This window comes from Aeromonas lacus, assembly GCF_000764665.1.
GTDB classification, from domain to species: domain Bacteria; phylum Pseudomonadota; class Gammaproteobacteria; order Enterobacterales; family Aeromonadaceae; genus Aeromonas; species Aeromonas lacus.
This window is the reverse complement of the sequence record NZ_JRGM01000134.1, coordinates 79,820-99,761: the sequence shown is the minus strand read 5'-3', so window position 1 is coordinate 99,761 and position 19,942 is coordinate 79,820. Positions and strand designations below refer to the sequence as shown.

The following is a 19,942-nucleotide window of genomic DNA, read 5'->3' as shown; positions in this document are numbered from 1 at the left end:
GGATTACATTCAGCAAAAACCAAGTCAAATAAAAAGTGAAACCTAACAAAAACTAATTTAATGTCAATTTTAAATATATTTGAAATAAATAAATTGTCAAATTAATGACCAGTGACAGCAGAAGCAAGCCATACTGTTTTAATGATGAAAATCAACATGTTACCTTGCCAGGTGAGCACGTGAGTGGGTATACCTCACCCACTCAAATGCCTATTTCGCCTGATATTCAAAAATCGACTAAATCGCTGGGGATTAACTCGATTTTTTCTCGCAGCAACGCAATACCTAGTCGCTTGCCGTAGCGCCCAAACGTCAGGCCATTTTTACTGTGTCCCGCAAGTTCGGCCACAATATGCTCAGCAACGTCCGCCTGTTGCAGCTCATCGATAAACGCGTGTCTCATCCCGTAAATGGTGGGGCGGCCCTGACCTACGATGCCAGCATCATTGAGGTGGCGTTGGAAGCGACAGGTGATGTTATGCGCCCAGTCGTCGTCTTTGCCTGATGGTTGGTCATCGAACAAAAATACCTTCCCTTGGCTGCGACGACTCTCCACATAGTCCAGGAATTGATGTCCGATCAACGCACTGTGCAGTGGCACGGTACGGTACGCATTGGCAGTTTTGAGCTGCTGATCCGCTTCTCCCGCATCGACTACCAAACACCAAATCCCCTCGACCTGTTTGATATTTTGCGTTTTGAGCTGGCAAGCCTCGGAGGGTCGCAGCCCGGCATACAGGCACAGCAAGGGTACCCACCAGTCTTGGATCCTCAATTTTTTGCCTTTCTGAGATTGTTTGCTGCGCAGGCTGGCAAACAGCTGAGCCAGTTGAGGGCGATACCAACGCACTCGCTCCTCATCCGCCCGTTTGTTCGGCTTTTTACCTGCCGTCAGCCCATCGAATGGGTTACGACTGCAATAGTCCAGTGCCACGCACCAACGGAAGAACTGTTTCAGGGCAGCCAGATAATCGGTCTTAGTTTTGAAACTGATGTCGCTCTTGCGCAGCAAGATGTTGCGATACTCCTGTGCCAGCGCGGGCGTCACCTCATCGACTTTAACCCCTTTGGCCCAGGTGACGAAGGCGTTGATCCGAAGTTGGAGCTGGCCCATCGTCTTGTGCTGGATCCCCTCACTGGCTTTAGTCTCGATGAATCTCGCCAGTGCATGGCTGAGCGTGATCCCACTGCTAGGGCAAGCTGAGGCATTAACAGAAGGTTCACGAGGTGTGGAAGGTGTTTGAGGAGGGATGAACCCCGCAGCTTTGAACGCGTCTAGATCGGCGCGGATCCAGCGATAGAAACTGCGAGGGGAAGTATCAGCAGGGGTAGCCGCGATAAGTGCGCGAGTACGAGCTGCCACAGCCAGGTTTCGGTCTACTGCGAGCTGACGATCTTTGGTACACAGGGAGGTGCGAATGGCAAATGGAAGGCCTCTGTCACGCAAAACCTTGGGGAGTGGGAGGCGGGTGTAGTAGGTGCCGGAGGCATTTTTACTCAGATACATGATTGTTCCACCCAGTTGATCCAGGAAAAAAATCACGTAAGTCTAGAAATGAAAAAACCCGTTGAAATTCAACGGGTTATATTTGGCGGTGAGGGAGGGATTCGAACCCTCGATACGTTGCCGTATACACACTTTCCAGGCGTGCTCCTTCAGCCACTCGGACACCTCACCAAATTTTGGTCTGTTGTTTAGCGTGTTCAGCCAACACGGTGTTCGCTGCGCCGTTGCGCTGGAACGGGGCGTAATTTAGGGGAAAGCCCCGCCCGCGTCAACGGCTTTTTTGGCAAAACAGATCGTTCGCGGAATTAATGTACAGATTCCGGCGCAACCTGCATTTCAGGCAGGTTGAGGAAGCCCAAACGCTCACATTCGGAAACCACTTCATGGGTCGCGGCAATGGTGCTCTGCACAAACAGCAGGAACTGCTCGACACTCAGGCCCGCCTTGGTAAACACGGTGTGGCCAATGACCAGACGCGGCAGGTTGTCGTCGATGATGTCGAGGAATACCTTGAGCGAGGGGTACTGCATATTGAAGCGACCGAGTTCAGCCACCAGCGGCAGCAGGGCCGAAGGACGCACTTCCAGCTCGGATGAGAAGAGCAGACCTTCCTCTTCCACGAAGATCCGGCTCTCCTGAATGCCATCGACCGACTGCAAGGAGACAATGTGGATACCATGGCACTGATCGCAAACGTAGTGCTCGATACGAGCCTGTTGCAACCAACGCATGATCATTTCGGAGCTGGGGATATTCATTATTTCCACGACAAGATTGGGATCGAGGGGCGCAGTCTAAACCAATTTTCCGGCAACCAAAAGCACGCCAGCCCAATAACCGCGCAGCTTGCTTCTTTTTGGCAAGCGCTATGCATATACTCAGCCCAATCCACGGCTACGCTTGCCCCACAGGGGGCCCCATGACCATCCAAGAAAAGTATCGCCTCCATCTGAAATCCCTTTCGGATGAGCTGCTCGCCCTGCAAAAACCGATTCGTATTCTGGATGCCATCAAGTGGCCACGACAGACCCAGGAGCGCTTTCTGGCTGATGGGGGGCGTACCCTGCCCGCCATCGACTGCCGTTTCTACGAGTCCCTCCCCCTTGGCTTTGATCCGCGCAACAAATATCTCGAACTCAAGGAGCTGCGAGACAGGATCCACAGAAAGCTGGGACCACAAGATGATCTGGGGCTCATCCTGCAAGAGACGGTGGATCAGTACATGGTGGTGATCGAGATGCTGCGCCAGCGAGGCCAACCCGATTTTCAGCGTTATAGCCAGCTGCTTTATGGCTCTGCCAGCGATCACCTGCGCGGGGATCGCAAGACCCTCAAGGAGCTGGGTGCTCGCCTGTGCGATATCTTCTCCCTCCCCGGGGCCCGCCATCTGGTACGCCCCTACCCCAAGGAGTTCGAGGGAGAAGCTGCAGTGGCCAAATTGCAGGGCAAGCTGTCGAGCTATTTCAGTGACGGCACCGTGCAGGTCAAGCTGAGCGATGGCATCGTGTCGGACGCGGCGGCCGGTGGCGACTACATCAAGCTCAACTCCCACGCCCGCTTCTCCGAGCTCGACCTGCAGGTGCTGGAAGTGCATGAGGGGTGGGTACATGTTGGCACCACCCTAAACGGTCGCCAGCAACCCTACGCCACCTGGCTGAGCGCAGGTTCGCCGCGCATCACCGCCTGTCAGGAGGGGTTGGCCGTCCTGATAGAGACCCTCACCTTTAGCTCCTTCCCGGATCGAGCCAAGCGCATCTCAGATCGGGTGATGGCCATCGACATGGCCGAGCGGGGTGCCGACTTCATCGAGGTGTTTCAGCACTTTGTGGGCCAGGGCACCAGCAAGCACGATGCCTACAAAATCACCCAGCGGGTATTTCGCGGCGGCATGGTCGAAGGAGGCGCCTGCTTTACCAAGGACCTCTCCTATGTGAGGGGTTATGTAGAGACGGTCAACTTCATCCGCAGCGCCGTACTGGAGGGGGTGCCCGAGATCCTGCCGATGCTGTTTGTCGGCAAGGTGACGCTGGACGATATTCCGGTGATCTATCAGCACTATCTGGAGGGATTGATCGCCACACCCCGCTACCTGCCGCCGATGTTTCGCGATCTCACCGGCCTCTATGTCTGGTTTGGCTTTGCCTCCGGCATGTCGCTGGTCGATATCGGCCGGGTACAGCAGCACTTTCGTCAGCTGTTTCATCGCCTGCCGGTAGCAGACCCCATCATTGCCCCCGTCGATATCGAGATCGACTGAACGGCAAATAGACAAAAGGGGCGCCAGATTGGCGCCCCTTTTTGATTCATAACCTTGCAGCAAGGTACGGGTTATTTGAACGCCCGCCCTTCCAGATAGTGTTTGCGGCACAGTGACACATAGCGATCGTTGCCACCGATCTCCACCTGCTCGCCATCGCGCATCACCTGGCCGGCTTCGTTGACCCGGGAGTTCATGTGGGCCTTGTTGCCGCACCAGCAGATGCTCTTCAGCTCTTCAAACTTGTCAGCCAGACAGAGCAGATGGTAGGAGCCGGGGAACAGCTCGCCACGAAAATCAGTCTTGAGGCCATAGGCCATCACCGGAATATCCTGCTCGTCGACGATACGGGCCAGCTGATAGACCTGCTCCTTGGTCAGGAACTGAGCCTCATCCACGATAAAGACATCGATATGTTTCTTGGCATGGCGCGCTTTCACCATTTCAAACAGATCACAGCTGTCGCTGAATACGTCCACCTTCAGTTCAAGGCCAACCCGGGCACTGATCACTCCGACCCCGAAACGGTCATCGATGGCAGGGGTCATGGCCAGCGGGTGCATCCCCCGCTCCAGATAGTTGAAGTGTGCCTGAATGAGCTGGGTCGATTTGCCTGAATTCATGGTGGCAAACTTGTAGTGCAGTGAAGCCATGATACTGTTCCGAAACTGAATTTATGGGGCGCATGCTAACCAAAGCCCCCGCCAAAACCAAGGGGCCCGTGGGCCCCTTGCTCTATTAATGTTATGCCGTTGCGAGCGCTGGCTGCGCTTTTGCCTTTTTCAGGTGGTAACTGGTAAAGAGCACAAACCAGAGGGCGCTGACGCTGAAACCGGCAAAACCGGAGTGCATCAACCCCATCACCAGATAACCGAGAGCCGCACCGAAGGCGATGGCCAGCGCATAGGGGAGCTGGGTCATCACGTGATCGATGTGATGGCAACCTGCACCCGTCGCAGAGAGGATGCTGGTACTGGAGATGGGAGAGCTGTGATCTCCGAACACCGAGCCAGCCAGAACAGCAGCCAGCATCGGCAGCATCAGGCTGATGTCACTGGCCGCAGCCATGTCACCGGCCAGCGGCAGCATGATGCCGAAGGTGCCCCAACTGGTGCCGGTGGCAAACGCCATGGCACAAGAGAGGATGAAGACTACGGCCGGCAGCACCTCAATCGGCAGATTGCCATTGGCCAGAGATGCCAAGTACTTGCCGGTCTCCACATCGCGCACTACGGCACCGATGGTCCATGCGAACAGCAGGATATTGATGGCCGGTAACATGGCCATGACGCCTTGCGGGGCAGCCTTGATCCAGTTCTTGGCGCCGAGTTTGAGACGCATCGCCAGACCGATGGAAACCACCAGACTGCAGATCGCGCCATAGACCAGCGAGGAGCCCACATTGGTGTTTTCGAACGAGCCGAGCACGCTGAAAGGCAGGCCCTTTTCGCTCAGGGCAGCGGCACCCGAGTCAATCATGAAATAGACGGTAGCCGCGGTCAGAGTCAGGATCGGCAGCACCATGTCGATCATGCCGCCATTGCTCTCCTCCGGGCTCTCCATATCCAGACCAATGGGGCGCCCCTTGGATTCATCCCACAGCTTGCCTTCCAGCGCCCACTGCTCGTGTTGACGCATCGGGCCGATATCCAGCTGAAACGCGATGACGACCAGTACCATGATCAGAGTGAAGACGGCGTAAAGGTTCATCGGGATCATCTCGACAAACGCAGAGATGGGGCTCTGATCGGTCAGACCGTGCGCCGCCATGATGCCGCCAACCAATGCGATGATATAAGCGCCCCAGGAAGAGATCGGCATCAGCACGCAGACTGGCGCTGCGGTGGAGTCGAGCAGATAGGCCAGCTTGGCGCGGGAGATCTGGAAGCGGTCGGTCACAGGACGGCAGATAGCGCCCACCGACAGGCTGTGGAAGAAGTCATCGATAAAGAAGGCAAATACCATCATGCCGGTGAGGGTTTTGGCCCCTTTGCGGGTCTTGGCGCGCTTGGCGGCCCACTCGGCAAAGGCGCGGGTTGCACCGGATACGCTCATCAGACTGATGAGGCCACCCAGCAGCAGCATAAAGAGCAGCATGTTGATGTTGTCACGGTTGAGTGCACCATCAACCCAGAAAATCTTCAGCACGGTACCCAGCAGATATTGCAGGGAGTCGAGGGGGGAAAACTGATTGAGCAACAGACTGCCGGTTAAAATACCGACGCCAAGTGACAGCAGCACGCGGCGGGTCAGGATCGCCAAGGCGACAGCCAATAAGGGGGGAAGTACGGACCAACCGGAGTCGGCGAAATGACTAATGTCCATGATCTCTTTGCACCTAAAGATTACAGGTGGAGATCTACCGAGAGGATCTAAAGAAACAAAACCTATGGGGAGGTTATACTCCTCAGCCCCTTCAGGTAGCGCTCCATAGTGGATGACTATGGCAGTCCTGCACCTATTAGATACAGAACCAGCAGCCCGGTATGATGGCCTGGCCACTTCGGCGCTGACTCCTTTCCTTGTGCATCATCGGCATCACCCTCCGCACAAGTAGTCATAGGCAGCGCGCCTCTACTTAAAGGTATTCGAGAGACATTTTATCCAGCTGGCAGCTTATAGCAAGTTTTTTGATTAAATAATCATGATGTATGACGTTAGTACCCAAAAAGGTAGTCAATTGATGCAGCTTAGCTTCTTTTTGCGACACATTTAACCAATTAAAGCCTCATAAGCATCCATTAATATGATTGAATGCCGAATATAATCTCTCGTGATGACGACTTATCTTCTACTTATTATTTTTGCCCTTCTTGACTTATTTAAAGTGACACGTAAAAATCAGGATGAACATAATATTTCCCTCTGACTTGACGTGGACAATCCTATGAATGAATTTTTGAAAGTGCTGCTTAATATCCGCAGTCTGCGTGCCACCTGCCGTGAACTCTCTCTGGAGCAGCTGGAAGAAGCGCTTGAAAAACTCTCAGCAATCGTTGCCGAACGTCAGCAGGATGAAGCCGCTGAACGTCAGGCTCGTGAAGAGCATCTGCGTAAAATCAATGAATATACCGAAATGCTGAAAGCTGCCGGTATTGATCCTGCAGAGCTGGTTAGCGCTGTTGCAGCTACTCCAGCCAAGGCAGAAAAAGCCAAGCGCGCCCCTCGCCCGGCCAAATATCGTTATGATGATAACGGTGTAGAGAAGACTTGGACCGGTCAGGGTCGTATGCCTTCTGCTATTGCCAAAGCAGTTGAAGCAGGTAAATCACTGGAAGATTTCGCTATCTGATTTCAGTGATAGATGCCAATAAAAAACCTCGCTATTGCGAGGTTTTTTATTGGCTACGTTCTGAATCTTTATCTGCGATCCGTGGCTTTGACCCAGAATACTTCTTGTCCCTCTGACTTGCAGATCAGATAACGGGCAATGGTAAAGAACCAGTCGCTCATCCGGTTAAGATAAGCCAGCGCATCAGGATTGACGCACTCTTCGCGGCTCAGGGTCAACAGCAGGCGCTCACAGTGACGAACTAGCGTCCGCACCACATGGGCCTGCGCAGCCGCACGGGAGCCGCCGGGTAAAATAAACTGGCGTAACGGCGGCAAATGTTCGCTGTAGCTGTCTATTTGCTGCTCCAGCCTGTTAATCCATCTCTCATTGACCTGCCAAATTGACTCATTTTGGGCTGAGCTGGAAAATGCCAATTCACCGCCCAGATCAAATAGCTCTTGCTGCAACAACTGCAGATCCGCCAATAAACCTGCTTCTTGCTGGGGGATCTCGCAAATCAGCAGACCTATATGCGAGTTGAGCTCGTCAATATAGCCATAGCTTTCTACCCGCAAATGGTCCTTGGCCAAACGGGTACCATCTGCCAACCGGGTCATCCCCTTGTCACCCTGCCGGGTATATATTCTCATTCTGACATCCTGTTAATAATGGGAATAATCATGGACTCCAGCCCATTGAGCTTGATCTCGTATGCAAGAGCCAATGTCTGGCCCAGTTTACCCGCAGGAAAACCACTGCGGGCCATCCATACCAGATAAGGCTCCGGAATATCGATGATGCGCCGCCCCTGATATTTGCCGTAAGGCATTTTATGGCTCAGGGTAAGCAGCACCTGCTCATCGGATAGCCACTCCATATTAATCGATATCCAGATATTTATGAGTCTGAATAGAGAGTCGCCAATTACGGGCAATACAGGTTGCCATCGCGAGCTGGGTGGCTCGTGGTTTCTGACTGATAGGCTGCAATGCGATAACAACATCCGGGCGCAGGTTCGCGGTAACCAGCAGAGTATCAAGCTCTTCGATATGATGTTCTGTTGCCACCGGATGCTTGATCTCGTTGGCCCGCTCAAGCGCAGAGACCAGCACCGGCAACCCGCCTTTCATGCCGATCTTGGGTGATACCGTGACCCAGGTCTGCTCATGAGTCTTGATTTCGCTGGTACCACTGGTTTCAATCTGAACCTGATAACCCGCTGCCAACAGCGCTGACGAGAGCTCGGTCAGATCGTAGAGACAGGGCTCGCCACCGGTGATCACCACATGACGCGCCTGATAGCCAAGCTCGACAAAGCTGGCGAGGATCTGCTCGGTAGTGAGCTGGCTCCAGCAATCCGACTCGTTGGAACGATCCAGCACACGCTCTCTGCCCACTTCACGAGCAGGATCGACCACCCAGGTATGTCGGGTATCGCACCAGGGGCAGCCCACCGGGCACCCTTGCAGGCGAACGAAGATGGCAGGCAGGCCGGTAAAGACCCCCTCCCCCTGGATGGTCTGGAATATCTCGTTGATTGGGTAGTGCATCTTGGTCACAGCTTGTTGCAAAAGCCGCGGATTATACCCCAATCATCAGCCAGAGGCAGGCTCATGCTCCGCTTTTCTCACCCAGTCCGGTTTTCTCACGCATTTTGGCCATGATCCCCGCTTTGTCTGCCTGATAACCGTCCAGTCCGCGGCTACGCAGATTACATGCGGGACAGGTGCCGCAACCATCGCCCGCGATGCCGTTGTAGCAGGTCAGCGTCTGCTGGCGCACCGTATCGAGATGGCCATAGTGATCCGCCAGCGCCCAGGTTTCGGCCTTGTCGAGCCACATCAGCGGTGTTTCAAAACGGATGCCGCGATCCAGCCCCAGGGAGACCGCCTGATTGAGTGCCTTCACGAACTCGTCGCGACAGTCGGGATAACCGGAAAAATCGGTCTCGCATACCCCGGTGATCACCGCTTCGGCACCGACCTGATAGGCATAAATAGAGGCCAGCGTGAGGAACAGAATATTGCGGCCCGGCACAAAGGTATTGGGCAGGCCATTATCCTGCAGATCACAGCTCACCGGAATATCGTCACGAGTCAGCGCCGAGATAGCCAGCTCGTTGAGCAAGGTCACATCCATCACCTTGTGGGCGGTGACACCCAGCAGTTGCACCAGATGGCGGGCGGTATCGATCTCTTCCCGATGACGCTGGCCATAGTCGAATGTGATCGCATGAACTTCGTCATAATTGGCCAGCGCCTGCACCAGACAGGTAGTGCTGTCCTGACCGCCACTAAATACCACAACTGCTTTTTTCATACGGAGAACTCCTTGCAATGTCATGTCCGGCGCCCCTCGGCAAAGGCTTGCCACTGGGTATTGAGCCGCTCGAAAAGGGTAAGCAGGGGGGCATAGCGTTCGGGCTCACCCTCCCATTGAGATAACAGATGGTAGCCCGCCTCTATGGTCGAAAGGGCTTCAGGAAACGGCTTTTTACGAATCGCATATTGCCCTGCGATGGCACCGAGTCCGATCCGCGGCAAACGGGCAAGCGCCGGGTTACTCTGCAACATCCGAAAGGCTTTACGCCAAGTGCCATCAAGCAGAATAAAAGCCACGGATGTCGCACCTGATGAGACGCTCGCCATCTGCTCTCTGAGCTCAGCAGGTGAAATGGCCTCTTCATCCGGCCAGAGCAGATAACAGCGCAAAGAGGGGTCGGCAAGCAGGTCGTTGAGCCACGTATCGCCGGAAAAATCCTCCCCGACCCGGATCTCTGCCTGTTGCAGCGAGGCAGCCAGCAGTGCTGCCGTGCCCTTTGGGTGGGCCACTTCATAGGGATGCTGAAGAATGTAGAGAGGCGTACGGTTTTCAAGTGGCACGATATATTCGCACAGGCACGCTTTGAGGGCTCGGGTACAGCGTGTACAGTATCGACTGTTTTTGTCGTTGGGCTGTTTCATGTCGTCAGAAAAATCTGGGTTGTTCTGGGTTATCACGCTCTCTCTCACCAGCTTGCTGCTTTTTGTTACCGTACCGGATCTTCAGCTCTCCTTCGACCGGGCAGAGATTGCTCAAGGTGAAGGGTGGCGGATCATAACAGGCAATCTGGCTCATACCAATCTGTGGCATCTGCTGCTCAATCTGGCAGGTTTAATTATCCTCTACTGCCTGTTTCGCGACTATCTGGGCAATAACCGGCTGCCACTCCTGATGCTGTTGCTCTGGGGGGCCGTGGGGCTCGGTATCTGGTTCTGGTGCCCGCACACCCAGTGGTATATGGGGCTGTCGGGATCACTGCACGGAGTGTTTGTCTGGGGAGCCATCCAGGATATCCGGCATGGTCGCCGTACAGCGGGCTGGCTGCTGCTGGCTGGCGTGGGACTCAAGCTGGCAATGGATTTCTACAATGCAGGCGAGAGCCCGATATCGACCCTGCTCGGCGCCAGAGTCCACATAGAATCTCATCTGATCGGTGCAGGTGCAGGCCTGCTACTCGGCCTGCACCCGGTCTCGGTGACGGCCGGGCTTACTCCCCCGCCAACTCGCGATTGATGGCAGCCAGCATCGCGGCCGGATCAGCAGCCTGAGTGATAGGGCGGCCAACCACCAGATAGTCGGACCCCGCATCTACTGCCGCTTTCGGCGTCATCACGCGGCGCTGATCACCTGCTTCGGATCCGCTTGGACGGATCCCCGGGGTCACCAGCTTGAAATCAGCCCCCAGCAACGCCTTCAGCTCGCGAGCTTCGTTGGCCGAGCAAACCACACCGTCAAGCCCGGATTCTTTGGTCAGCCTGGCCAACCGGATCACCTGCTCGGCAGGGGTCACATCAAGGCCCAGCGGCGCCATGTCGGATTGCTCCATGCTGGTCAGCACGGTCACCCCGATAAGCAGCGGCGCCTTGTCACCGTAAGGCTGCAGCGCATCGACGGCTGCCCGCATCATTCGCTCGCCACCACTGGCATGCACATTGACCATCCAGACACCGAGCTCGGCACTGGCTGCTACCGCCTTGGCTACGGTATTGGGAATGTCGTGAAATTTCAGATCCAGAAAGACATCAAATCCCTTGGCAACCAGCTGGCGTACAAACTGCGGGCCAAACAGGGTAAACATCTCCTTGCCAACCTTGAGACGGCACTCGGCCGGAGAAATACGTTCAACGAACGCCAAGGCATCTGCTTCGTTCTGATAATCCAGCGCTACCAGTACTTTTGGATCGAGCATCTCACTTCCTATTGATGGTTATTCACCGTCCAGACCACGGATCGGCTTGATGGAACCCCACTGCCGGCAGGATGGGCACTGCCAGAACAACGAGTGAGTGGCAAAGCCGCACTGCCGACACTTGTGGGTTGATTTGATTTTGATCTGTTCGCCAACCAGCTGTTGCAACAGCTCGAGACTCTCCTTGGCCGGCCCCTCCTCCGCACTGGCCAGCTGAAAGCCGACCAGTTGGTAAAACCCTTTCATGGAAGGGTGACGACGCAACTGGCGCAGCACCAGCGCACGAGCCTGACTCAGGCCATCACGCTCCTCGACCAGCTGGGCAAGAGCCAGCGTAACCGTCACACCAGCATGCTCTTCAACAGCTTTCTCGAGCAGCGGGATCAGGGTGTGAGTGCGCCCCAATTGCTGATAGCACTCAAGCAGCTTGGGCATCGCTTCCGAGGCAAAATCGATATCCTGCTCAAATACCCGCAGTAGCTCCTTGCTTGCCTGTTCATACTCCGCCTCTTCCATTGCCAGCTCAGCCAGACGCAGACTGGCCCGGGCACAGCATGCATTGACGCTGAGCGCTCGCTTGAACTTGGCAAGCGCAGTGGACTTGTCGCCGTCACGCAGCGCGCTTTCAGCCTGCTCGCAATAAAAGTGGGAGATAGGTTCGGCCAGCTTCTTGCCTTGATACTTTTGCAGGCGAACCGCCACCGAGATGGCATTGTCCCAGTCACGCAGTTGCTGATGGATGATTAACAGCTGAGCCAGCGCCGTCTCTTCGAAGTCACTGTCTTCGCACAGCTCGTTCCAAAGCGCTTCGGCCCGGTCCAGCAAGCCAGCGGCAAGAAAGTCGCGGGCCAACTCCTGAAGCGCAAGCTGGCGCTGCTCGCGAGTCAACTGGCGGGTGACCAGGTTCTGGTGGATCTTGATGGCTCTGTCTACCTCGCCACGTTGGCGAAACAGGTTGCCGAGAGAAAGATGGGTTTCGATGGTTTCACTGTCCACTTCCAGCAGCTGGATAAAGAGATCCACCGCCTTGTCGGATTCATCGGACAGCAAATAGTTGAGACCCGCCACATATTGGCGGGAAAACTGGTTACTCTGTTTCTGGGTGTCCTGGCGAACACTCCTGCGCCCCATGTACCAACCATAACCGGCGGCAATGGGCAGCAGCAGGAAAAGCAGTTCAAGCATTGAGGAACATTATTCCTTACCCGCTGAACGGGCCAGCTCCAACTCGCGGGTTTGACGACGCATGGTGCGGTTGAGGGTGCGGTTTTGCAGCTTCAAGCGCAGGAAAAGCAGGCCGAATACCAGCCAGCCCAGCATGAAACCACCAGCAAAAAAGAATCCCAGCAACATGGCGAGGGAGAATTCGCCCTGAGCAATCAGGTAATTGAACTGAACCAGTTGGCCATTTTGTGAGCCTAACGCCAGGGTGAGGACAAACACCAGCACCAGCGGAATGAGGGCCAAAACACGCTTCATAAGAGCTCCCTGTCAGTATCTAATGAGAGGCTGATTATCCTTAAAATCGCAGGCAGACTCTAGAGTGAATGGGAAAAGAGTTTGATAAACAAGATGGTTGGCACGATTTGTGTGCCAAAAACAAAAAAGGCATACCCGAGGTATGCCCATTTTCGCATTATTCGATGATGTTGACGCGCTCGCGCAACTCTTTGCCAGGCTTGAAGTGCGGGACATATTTCCCGGTCAGTTCAACCTTGTCCCCGGTCTTGGGGTTACGGCCCACACGAGGGGCACGATAGTGCAGTGAAAAACTGCCGAATCCACGGATTTCAATCCGGTCGCCGTTTTGCAAGGTCGACGCCATCTGCTCAAGGATCTCCTTGATGGCGGCTTCGACATCCTTGGCCGGCATATGCATGCGGCTGGCTGCCAGTTGTTCGATGAGATCTGATTTGGTCATAACGTTAAATCTCCTTCCCCGATCACATGCAATAATCATTTTGCCAGGATAAAAAAGGGCGGCGCAATGCCGCCCTTTTCTTGCATCAAGGATTACTCACCCTTGGCGGCTTTGAACGCTTCAGCCATAGCATTGCTGAACACAACTTCTTCTTGCTGGTTCAGGTTATCGATAGCAACGCGCTCGTCAGCTTCGTCCTTAGCACGGACAGACAGGCTTACGGTGCGGTTCTTACGATCAACGCCCATGAATTTAGCTTCAACTTCGTCACCAACAGACAGCACCAGAGTGGCGTCTTCTACGCGGTCACGAGCAGCGTCGGAGGCACGCAGGTAGCCTTCTACGCCGTCAGCCAGTTCGATAACGGCACCTTTGGCATCAACCTCGGTAACCTTACCCTTTACAATAGCACCTTTCTTGTTGTCAGACAGGTACTTATTGAACGGGTCTTCTTCGATCTGCTTGACGCCCAGGGAGATGCGCTCACGCTCCGGGTCAACTTGCAGAACAACGGCTTCGATCTCGTCGCCTTTCTTGAATTCACGAACTGCTTCTTCACCCTGGTTGTTCCAGGAGATGTCAGACAGGTGAACCAGACCGTCGATGCCGCCGTCCAGACCGATGAAGATACCAAAGTCAGTGATAGACTTGATCTTGCCGGAAACACGGTCGCCTTTGGCGTGAGTTTCGGCAAACAGCTGCCACGGGTTGGATTTGCACTGCTTCAGACCCAGGGAGATACGACGACGCTCTTCGTCGATGTCCAGAACCATCACGTCAACCACGTCGCCAACGTTAACAACTTTGGACGGGTGGATATTCTTGTTGGTCCAATCCATCTCGGATACGTGTACCAGGCCTTCAACGCCTTCTTCGATTTCAACGAAGCAGCCGTAGTCGGTCAGGTTGGTCACACGGCCAGACAGACGGGTGGTCTCCGGGTAACGCTTGGCGATAGCAACCCACGGATCTTCGCCCAGTTGCTTCAGACCCAGAGATACACGGGTACGCTCGCGGTCGAACTTCAGAACCTTGACAGCGATCTCGTCGCCAACGTTGACGATTTCGGAAGGATGCTTAACGCGCTTCCACGCCATGTCGGTGATGTGCAGCAGGCCGTCAACACCGCCCAGATCTACGAATGCACCGTAGTCGGTCAGGTTCTTGACGATACCCTTAACTTCTTGACCTTCTTGCAGGTTAGCCAGCAGGCTTTCACGCTCGGAGGTGTTCTCGGTTTCGATCACTGCGCGACGGGAAACAACAACGTTGTTGCGCTTCTGGTCCAGCTTGATGACTTTGAACTCGAGTTCTTTGTTTTCCAGGTGAGCGGTGTCACGGATCGGACGCACGTCAACCAGAGAACCCGGCAGGAAGGCACGGATGCCGTTCAGTTCAACGGTGAAACCACCCTTGACCTTGCCGTTGATGATACCGATAACGGTAGCTTGCTCTTCGTAAGCTTTTTCAAGCTGCAGCCAGGCTTCGTGGCGCTTGGCTTTTTCGCGGGACAGCTTGGTTTCGCCGAAACCATCTTCGATAGAGTCCAGAGCCACGTCAACGGAGTCACCTACGTTGATTTCCAGCTCGCCCATGGCGTTCTTGAATTCTTCAGCCGGGATAGCGGACTCGGATTTCAGACCGGCGTCAACCAGTACGAAACCGTTCTCGATAGCAACGACAGTGCCCTTGACGATGGAACCTTGACGGGTTTCAACGGCGTTCAGGGACTCTTCAAAGAGTTGAGCAAAAGATTCGATCATTAGTTTATGTCACAAATGAAACATCCACTTGTCATCCAGCACAAGCGGGGTTGTTTTTAATAATCTGCGCCATCCATGGTGCAGACGACCGGATGTCAGCTTGCGCTGGCATCTCCGAGTTGTTGCTCTGCATAGGCGAGCACTGTTGCCAGTACCTCTTCTATGGTCATGGCAGTTGAATCCACCACGAGAGCATCTTCTGCCGGTTTCAGGGGGGCAACGGCGCGATTTCTATCGCGATCGTCACGCTCACGGATCTCGGTTAAAAGACACTCAAAGTTAACATCAAAGCCCTTATCTTGCAACTGCTTATAGCGGCGCTGGGCCCGTTCTTCAGCACTTGCGTCGAGGAAAATCTTCACTTCGGCTTCAGGAAAAACCACGGTGCCCATATCGCGACCATCGGCAATCAAGCCAGGCGCCTGACGAAATGCCCGCTGACGGCGCAACAGGGCTTCACGCACCCGCGGGAATGCCGCGATTTTACTGGCGGCGTTGCCGACCTGCTCGGTCCGGATGGTGCGGGAGACATCCTCCCCCTCCAGGATCACCTTGACCAGATCACCTTCCACCTGAAACTGCACATCCAGATTGGCGGCCAGCGGCACCAGCGCGGCTTCGGAATCGAGCTCGACATCATGATGCAGGGCAGCCAGTGACAACACCCGATAGATGGCGCCGGAGTCGAGCAGGTGCCAACCCAGCTTTTCTGCCAGCAACTGGCACAAGGTGCCCTTGCCCGCACCACTTGGGCCATCAATTGTCATTACGGGGGCCATCTGAGGCATAACTTCTCTCCTGCACAATGTTGCTCCCGCTCCTTGGAGCGAGTTAATGGGCGCCGATTATACCCGAATGTGCCGGCGCTGGCAGTTATCTGTCACCAGATTTGCGCAAAAGGGGAAAATAGGGATACCAACGACGCCATCTGTTGATTTGCTTCACTATTTCATTAATCAATGCAGGGACTTGTTCTTATGGTCGTCATCCAGAAGGCGCGCTAAACTGGGCCCCTTTTTCTGAGCAGTTGTAGTAAGGAGCAACCTATGAGCAGCGTTACCCTAGTGGCCAAATCCAAGTTGCCAACCCCTTGGGGCACCTTCACGCTGGTAGGTTTTCAGGAAACCGGCACAGGCAAGGATCACGCAGCCCTAGTGATGGGCGATATCACTGGCGCCGAACCCGTTCTCGGGCGTATTCACTCCGAATGTCTGACCGGTGATGCTCTGTTCAGCTTGCGCTGTGATTGCGGTTTCCAGCTGCAGGCCGCATTGGAGAACATCGCCAAGGCGGGCCGTGGCGTGCTGTTGTATGTCCGTCAGGAGGGTCGCGGTATCGGTCTTTTGAACAAGATCCGCGCCTATCATCTGCAAGATCAGGGCGCCGATACCGTTGAGGCCAACGTAGCGCTCGGCTTTGCCGCCGACATGCGCGACTACACCATCTGTGCCGACATGCTCAAACAGCTGGAGGTGCAATCCCTCAAGCTGATGACCAACAACCCGCGCAAGATGAAGGCGATGGAATCCTTTGGCATTCCGGTGGCCGAGCGAGTTCCCCTGCAGGAGGGACGCAATCCCCACAACGAATTCTACCTCTCGACCAAGGCCAGCAAACTGGATCACATGTTGAAAAAGTGATGTTGGCTGACAGTGATGCTGACTGGCAATGAAAAACGCCTCCCTGCGGAGGCGTTTTTTTATTTGTACTACAGGTATTTGGACTACAGGCTTCTCAGCGCTCGGGCAAGGTGGCCAGCAGCGCCTGCCACTCCCTCTGACCAGGTGCGGCAAGATACTCATCAAGCCGCTCACGGCTGAGCTCAGGTGCAAGACGCGCAATGAAATCATAAAGATAGGCTGGCACGAATGCCCCTCTGCGCAGGCCAATAGCCGCAATCCCGGCCGGCAGATCGGGCAGCGCCTTCATCACCAGATCATCGTCGCGCCCCGTTTCCCGCGCCAGCATCGCTATGATGCCAAACCCCATCCCCTGCCTGACATAGGTTTTGAGCACATCGCTGTCACTGGCCAGACAGACTATGCGATGCTCCTCATGGGCTGACGTTGGTGCCAATGATCGTCCATCGCTGATCAGCGGCACATTGCCCAAGTCAGCCAGTGAACTCGGCGAGCGGGCCGCCACAGGATGGCCCGCCGGCACCACCAGACCCCGCAGCCAGCGGAAGCTCGGCAGGATCAGCAAACCCTCGTCGTGATGATCTTCGAGATCATCAAGCAACATCAGGTGAGCCCTACCGCTTTGCAGAGCACTGCAACATGTTGCTGCATCTCCCTGCATCAGGGTGAGCATCACCTTGGGAAAACGGGCGACAAATCCCTTGATAAGGTCGGGCAGGATATAGCGGGCTTGCAGATGGGTCGCGGCGATCGTGAGCTGTCCCTGTTCCGGGTGGATATGAGCCCTCGCCATCGTCTTGATGGTTGCCGCCTTCTCCAACACGTTGGTCGCGACCTTGATCACCTCCTGACCGATCGGGGTGATCCGGATCAGATGCTTGCCGCTTCGCTCGAAGATCTGGATGCCAAGCTCATCCTCCAGCATCCGTACCTGCTTGCTGATCCCGGGCTGGGAGGTGTAGAGGCTCTCGGCCGTCGCCGACAGATTAAGGCCGTGATTCGCCACTTCGACGATATAACGCAGTTGCTGCAGCTTCATGGCGCAATCCTCTGGCGGAGACACCACTAATAGTAATCAACTTTTGCCAGCCCACTGTCGACACGGCCCAGCTCCATCAGGCAGGGCGATCTTTGAGCAAGAAATCGCGCAGGGCACGGTTGGCCATGGAGAGCTGATCACCCCGTCGCCACGCTACGCAGAGATCGAGAAAAATCGGAGGTTCGAAAGGCACGCCGCACAAGTCCGGCTCCTCCTCCAACACCATCCGCAAAAAGGTGGTCACGGCAAAACCCTGACGCACCACCGCCTTGAGCAGGGGTATCAGGTTGCTCTCGAAGGCGATGTCGGGCTCAACCCCGAGCTTCTGTGCCAGTGCCTCCATGTGCTCCCGGTGGTAAAAGCCACGCCGGAACAGTGCCAACTCCTGGGTAAAAAACTGGGCGAGCGTGACGGATGCTGCGCCGCGCAACGGATGATCCTCCCCCACCACCATCAGCATCTCTTCGCTCAGCAGATGGGCCCCTTCAATGGCCGGGGGCAGATCACTGGTGATCAGGATGGCGAGATCCAGAGTGCCATCCACCATCCGGCTCAGCAGCTCCCGGGTGCCCGCTTCCTCCACCCGGATCTTGAGTCCGGGATAACGATGTTTGAAAGCCATCAGGCGCGAAGGAAAGTAGTAAGAGCCCATCATGTAGGGGATCCCGATACGCACCTCCCCCCGCTCCAGCCCCTTGAGCTCAGCCATCTCGGCCTCAGCCTGGTGCATCTGCAACAACAGACGCTCGGCGTGGCGACAGAGCACCTCCCCCTCCGGCGTCAGCCGTACCGCCCTGTCCTGACGGTCGAACAGGCGCAGCTCGAGCTGCTGCTCCAGCTTGGCAATGGCCATGCTGATGGCTGGCTGGGCCACATGCAGGCTGTGGGCCGCCCGGGTAAAAGATCCGGCATCCCTGACCGCCAGCAGATAGGTGAGTTGTTTCAGGTCCATGTATCAATTCATCTTATGAGATGGATAACTTAAATATATTATATTTATATCTAGGCGTGCCTTACCCTGATGAAAAATGGTCAGGACGATATGCAATGATCGAAGCCGGTAGTCGTGAATGGATACGCGCCACCCTGGCGCTCAGCCTGGGGTCCTTTCTGGTCTTTCTCAATCTCTATCAAACCCATCCCCTGCTCCCGCTGCTGGCTCAGGTCTTCTCGGTCAACTCGCTCGCCGCCAGCTGGACGCTGGCGGGCTGTACTGCCGGGCTCGCTGCCTCCCTGCTGCTCTGTGCCCGACTGGCGGATCGCCACGGCCGTCGCCAGATCATGCTGGGGACCCTTACCCTGGCCATCCTGCTCTCCCTGCTGATCCCTCTCGTCGAGCAGTTTCGCACCCTGCTCATACTGCGCGTGCTGCAAGGCGCGCTGCTGGCGGGCCTGCCGGCCACGGCTATCGCCTATATGGGCGAGGAGTTCAGCAAACGGGCGCTGCTCTCGGCGGTCGGGGTCTATATCGCCGCCAACTCCCTTGGAGGGATCGCCGGGCGCGTGGTGGGCGGGCTGCTGGCCGGCTGGTTTGGCGACTGGCAACACACCTTCCTCGGGGTCGGCGTGATCAGCCTGTCGCTCTTGCCGCTGGTCTTCTGGCTACTGCCAAAACAGGCTCGTTTTGTTCCCGTCAATCCGGCCCCGGGCCAGTTTGCCCTAGCCCTGCGTGGTCATCTGACCAACCCGCTGCTGGTGGGCGCCTATCTGATTGGCGGGCTCAACTTCATGGTCTTTTTGAACCAGTTCAGTTATCTCACCTTTTTGCTGGCCAAGCCCCCCTTCTCCCTGCCGACCCAGTGGCTCGGCATGCTCTTTCTCACCTATCTCTCGGGTACGGTCGCCTCTTCTCTCAGTGGTCGCTGTGCCAATCGCTGGGGAGCACAGCGCATGTTGCTTGGCGGCATTGCCCTCATGGCGCTCGGTAGCTTCTGCTTGCTACAGGGAACCCTGCCCGCCATTTTGAGCGGTCTGCTCGTCTCGAGCTTCGGTTTTTTCATGGCGCACGCCTGTGCCAGTGCCTGGGTCGGCCACCATGTCGAGCACAACCGGGCGCTAGCCTCCTCCCTCTATCTGGTGGCCTACTATCTGGGCGCCAGTCTGGGCGGGCTCTACCTCCACCCCTTCTGGGAAAAGGGAGGGCTGGGTGGTCTGGTGCTGGGGATCGAGCTGGTGCTGCTCCTGACCGCAGGCCTTGGGATTTGGCTAGGCCGCCTGAAACAACGCAGCGAGCATGGGCTGACGCCTCACCACTTCGTATAAACAAAGAAAAAGAGAGGGGCCCCGGGGTGCCCCTCTCTTCTACCGATA

The 19,942-nt window shown here is 55.8% G+C and carries 22 protein-coding genes, 1 tRNA gene and 1 riboswitch; of the genes, 5 read left to right on the top strand and 18 right to left on the bottom strand.

Annotation, left to right across the window (positions count from 1 at the left end; all coding sequences use genetic code 11):
* Positions 1 to 226: 226 nt before the first annotated feature.
* From LG31_RS0111290 to LG31_RS0111280, 3 genes are all read right to left on the bottom strand, one after another.
* Entirely contained in the window at positions 227 to 1,507 is a 1,281-nt protein-coding gene (locus LG31_RS0111290) for a site-specific integrase (RefSeq protein WP_232048241.1), read from the bottom strand.
* 83 nt (positions 1,508 to 1,590) lie between these two features.
* A tRNA-Ser gene (locus tag LG31_RS0111285) sits at positions 1,591 to 1,678 on the bottom strand.
* Positions 1,679 to 1,812: 134 nt separating this feature from the next.
* Positions 1,813 to 2,238: a type III secretion system chaperone family protein gene (locus LG31_RS0111280; RefSeq protein ID WP_033114573.1), complete on the bottom strand. Its 426-nt coding sequence runs from the start codon at positions 2,236 to 2,238 to the stop codon at positions 1,813 to 1,815.
* Positions 2,239 to 2,426: 188 nt separating this feature from the next.
* Here LG31_RS0111280 and LG31_RS0111275 point away from each other — a divergent pair, with 188 nt between their 5' ends.
* Complete coding sequence (locus LG31_RS0111275) at positions 2,427 to 3,764, top strand: flavohemoglobin expression-modulating QEGLA motif protein (protein ID WP_033114568.1); 1,338 nt, start codon at positions 2,427 to 2,429, stop codon at positions 3,762 to 3,764.
* A 71-nt stretch (positions 3,765 to 3,835) separates the two neighbouring features.
* Here LG31_RS0111275 and LG31_RS0111270 read toward each other — a convergent pair whose 3' ends face one another.
* Together LG31_RS0111270 and LG31_RS0111265 are read right to left on the bottom strand one after the other, a co-directional pair.
* A complete protein-coding gene (locus LG31_RS0111270) occupies positions 3,836 to 4,417 on the bottom strand; it encodes a thymidine kinase (RefSeq protein WP_033114567.1) in 582 nt (193 codons plus the stop codon).
* 91 nt (positions 4,418 to 4,508) lie between these two features.
* Complete coding sequence (locus LG31_RS0111265) at positions 4,509 to 6,089, bottom strand: Na+/H+ antiporter NhaC family protein (RefSeq protein ID WP_033114566.1); 1,581 nt, start codon at positions 6,087 to 6,089, stop codon at positions 4,509 to 4,511.
* 88 nt (positions 6,090 to 6,177) lie between these two features.
* Positions 6,178 to 6,349: riboswitch (Lysine riboswitch) on the bottom strand.
* A 302-nt stretch (positions 6,350 to 6,651) separates the two neighbouring features.
* Here LG31_RS0111265 and LG31_RS0111260 point away from each other — a divergent pair.
* Positions 6,652 to 7,056 carry an H-NS family histone-like protein gene (locus LG31_RS0111260; RefSeq protein WP_033114565.1) on the top strand — a complete coding sequence of 135 codons (405 nt, stop codon included), beginning with the start codon at positions 6,652 to 6,654 and terminating at the stop codon, positions 7,054 to 7,056.
* Positions 7,057 to 7,124: 68 nt separating this feature from the next.
* Here the strand turns inward: LG31_RS0111260 and LG31_RS0111255 are convergent, their stop codons facing one another.
* The 5 genes from LG31_RS0111255 to LG31_RS0111235 form a co-directional block, all read right to left on the bottom strand.
* Positions 7,125 to 7,688, bottom strand: coding sequence for a cob(I)yrinic acid a,c-diamide adenosyltransferase (locus LG31_RS0111255; RefSeq protein WP_033114564.1), 564 nt, complete (start codon positions 7,686 to 7,688; stop codon positions 7,125 to 7,127).
* Complete coding sequence (locus LG31_RS0111250) at positions 7,685 to 7,915, bottom strand: DUF3820 family protein (RefSeq protein WP_033114563.1); 231 nt, start codon at positions 7,913 to 7,915, stop codon at positions 7,685 to 7,687. Before LG31_RS0111250 ends, LG31_RS0111255 begins: the two co-directional genes overlap by 4 nt.
* A gap of 1 nt (position 7,916) precedes the next feature.
* On the bottom strand, positions 7,917 to 8,588 hold the full coding sequence (queE, locus tag LG31_RS0111245) for a 7-carboxy-7-deazaguanine synthase QueE (RefSeq protein ID WP_033114572.1): 672 nt from the start codon (positions 8,586 to 8,588) through the stop codon (positions 7,917 to 7,919).
* Positions 8,589 to 8,649: 61 nt separating this feature from the next.
* Positions 8,650 to 9,357, bottom strand: a complete 708-nt coding sequence (gene queC, locus LG31_RS0111240) for a 7-cyano-7-deazaguanine synthase QueC (RefSeq protein WP_033114562.1) — start codon at positions 9,355 to 9,357, stop codon at positions 8,650 to 8,652.
* Between the two features lie 20 nt (positions 9,358 to 9,377).
* Positions 9,378 to 10,001 carry a tRNA-uridine aminocarboxypropyltransferase gene (locus LG31_RS0111235; RefSeq protein ID WP_033114561.1) on the bottom strand — a complete coding sequence of 208 codons (624 nt, stop codon included), beginning with the start codon at positions 9,999 to 10,001 and terminating at the stop codon, positions 9,378 to 9,380.
* Here LG31_RS0111235 and rrtA point away from each other — a divergent pair.
* Positions 10,000 to 10,593 carry a rhombosortase gene (gene rrtA, locus LG31_RS0111230; protein ID WP_033114560.1) on the top strand — a complete coding sequence of 198 codons (594 nt, stop codon included), beginning with the start codon at positions 10,000 to 10,002 and terminating at the stop codon, positions 10,591 to 10,593. The two genes, LG31_RS0111235 and rrtA, sit on opposite strands and share 2 nt — an antisense overlap.
* Here rrtA and pyrF read toward each other — a convergent pair.
* The 6 genes from pyrF to cmk all read right to left on the bottom strand — a co-directional run bounded on the left by pyrF (position 10,568) and on the right by cmk (position 15,741).
* Complete coding sequence (pyrF, locus tag LG31_RS0111225) at positions 10,568 to 11,269, bottom strand: orotidine-5'-phosphate decarboxylase (RefSeq protein ID WP_033114559.1); 702 nt, start codon at positions 11,267 to 11,269, stop codon at positions 10,568 to 10,570. The genes rrtA and pyrF overlap by 26 nt on opposite strands.
* 18 nt (positions 11,270 to 11,287) lie before the next feature.
* Positions 11,288 to 12,454 carry a lipopolysaccharide assembly protein LapB gene (lapB, locus tag LG31_RS0111220; RefSeq protein ID WP_033114558.1) on the bottom strand — a complete coding sequence of 389 codons (1,167 nt, stop codon included), beginning with the start codon at positions 12,452 to 12,454 and terminating at the stop codon, positions 11,288 to 11,290.
* Positions 12,455 to 12,463: 9 nt separating this feature from the next.
* Entirely contained in the window at positions 12,464 to 12,748 is a 285-nt protein-coding gene (locus LG31_RS0111215; RefSeq protein ID WP_033114557.1) for a LapA family protein, read from the bottom strand.
* Positions 12,749 to 12,905: 157 nt separating this feature from the next.
* Positions 12,906 to 13,190 (bottom strand): integration host factor subunit beta, encoded by a 285-nt coding sequence (gene ihfB / locus LG31_RS0111210; RefSeq protein WP_005299934.1) that lies wholly within the window; start codon positions 13,188 to 13,190, stop codon positions 12,906 to 12,908.
* 92 nt (positions 13,191 to 13,282) lie between these two features.
* Positions 13,283 to 14,953: a 30S ribosomal protein S1 gene (gene rpsA / locus LG31_RS0111205; protein WP_005299919.1), complete on the bottom strand. Its 1,671-nt coding sequence runs from the start codon at positions 14,951 to 14,953 to the stop codon at positions 13,283 to 13,285.
* Positions 14,954 to 15,048: 95 nt separating this feature from the next.
* Complete coding sequence (gene cmk / locus LG31_RS0111200; protein WP_033114556.1) at positions 15,049 to 15,741, bottom strand: (d)CMP kinase; 693 nt, start codon at positions 15,739 to 15,741, stop codon at positions 15,049 to 15,051.
* Positions 15,742 to 15,999: 258 nt separating this feature from the next.
* Here cmk and ribA point away from each other — a divergent pair, with 258 nt between their 5' ends.
* The gene (gene ribA, locus LG31_RS0111195; RefSeq protein ID WP_033114555.1) at positions 16,000 to 16,593 is read left to right on the top strand and encodes a GTP cyclohydrolase II; all 594 of its coding nucleotides are present in this window, start codon (positions 16,000 to 16,002) and stop codon (positions 16,591 to 16,593) included.
* Positions 16,594 to 16,687: 94 nt separating this feature from the next.
* On the opposite strand, the gene LG31_RS0111190 is transcribed toward ribA, so the two are convergent.
* A complete protein-coding gene (locus LG31_RS0111190; RefSeq protein ID WP_033114554.1) occupies positions 16,688 to 17,632 on the bottom strand; it encodes a LysR substrate-binding domain-containing protein in 945 nt (314 codons plus the stop codon).
* Between the two features lie 76 nt (positions 17,633 to 17,708).
* A complete protein-coding gene (locus LG31_RS0111185) occupies positions 17,709 to 18,584 on the bottom strand; it encodes a LysR family transcriptional regulator (RefSeq protein WP_033114553.1) in 876 nt (291 codons plus the stop codon).
* A 95-nt stretch (positions 18,585 to 18,679) separates the two neighbouring features.
* Here LG31_RS0111185 and LG31_RS0111180 point away from each other — a divergent pair, with 95 nt between their 5' ends.
* Complete coding sequence (locus LG31_RS0111180; protein WP_033114552.1) at positions 18,680 to 19,894, top strand: MFS transporter; 1,215 nt, start codon at positions 18,680 to 18,682, stop codon at positions 19,892 to 19,894.
* Positions 19,895 to 19,942: the final 48 nt, after the last annotated feature.